The sequence below is a fragment of the bacterium genome, from assembly GCA_024228115.1.
Taxonomy (GTDB): Bacteria; Myxococcota_A; UBA9160; order UBA9160; family UBA6930.
On the sequence record JAAETT010000148.1, the window covers coordinates 1 to 1,056 of the forward strand.

The 1,056-nt window shown below is 58.8% G+C and carries 1 protein-coding gene; it reads right to left on the bottom strand.

The genetic code is table 11. From position 1 onward, the window contains the following. Positions 1 to 199: 199 nt before the first annotated feature. Complete coding sequence (locus tag GY937_07095) at positions 200 to 802, bottom strand: hypothetical protein (GenBank protein MCP5056480.1); 603 nt, start codon at positions 800 to 802, stop codon at positions 200 to 202. Positions 803 to 1,056 lie beyond the last annotated feature (254 nt).

Below are 1,056 nucleotides of genomic sequence, written 5' to 3' on the forward strand. Positions count from 1 at the left end.
CAGTCTGTGCGGTAGAATCCGGCTTCATGAAGGGGCCCTTGTTGAGGGGAAACGGGTGTCGCAACACGTTTCTACCGCAACTGGGGCCTTCTTCAATTCAAGAACGAGACTTCTTCATGAATTTTCCGGGCTAGACCTTCTTGGCGTCATCCGCGCTATGTATGAAGATGTCTGTTTTCTACCCAAGGTCTTCTCGCGGCTATTGGCGCAAGAAGACCTCCGCAGCTGCAGCGACCAACGCGGACGAGCAGACGCCCGTCGCGAATCCGATTCCGTGGTCGCGGAACTTGTGGCGTGCGAGCACGCGTTCAAGCATCTGTAGGTGATCTCTTCCCACCTCTGAAGCGTCCTCGAAGAACCTAGCTTCTTCCTGCGCTGTAGCGATTCGGGCGTCGAGAGATCTGAGTTCTTGCCGCGCTTGGCTTAATTGTCGCGCCGCGTCGCTAGGGCGCGCGGCTGCTCGGGCTAGAAGCGGAACGATGGAGAACGGCACCGCCAGGGCAACAAGAAGAAGAAGAGGCATCTCAAGTACGGCCATCAGCCCGAAGACATCGTTTGGATCGTACGGAGCATCTGCTCGGACCAATAGGATCGCGAGGACAATCAAGCATACGTAGGCCACGGCCCAGAGTGCGCGGTTGAAGCGCCCGAGCCACTGGAGGTCTAGCCGGGCAATGGCGAGGGCACCCCAGGGGAGGACGAGGAACATGAGGGATAGGCCGAGGAAAATGAGGTCGCGAAGGGCAGACGCGAAGATCACGAGCGTAAGGACCATCGCGGGGCGTAGGTCGTTCAATGCCATCACCAGCGCTCCTATCTTGGCGGGGAACGGCGATGGTACTGCAGCTGCGGCGAGACCCTTCGCTTGGGAAACCTCTCAATGGGTGGATGCATTCGCGGCTGCCGAGAGCCCCTTCCTCGGTGAACACCTCAAAACCGGCCATACGTGAACGTCTGAAAAGCGGCCATAGGGAGCCGCCCAAGACAGGTGTGGTGTGATTAGCCCTTTGTGGGTGTGTTTTTCAAGGTGGCCTTCTCTCGGGATCGCCAGCTCCG

Bases quoted from the DNA above. Each gene is read 5' to 3' on its own strand.
- GY937_07095 (MCP5056480.1), bottom strand. From the start codon at position 802: ATGGCATTGAACGACCTACGCCCCGCGATGGTCCTTACGCTCGTGATC.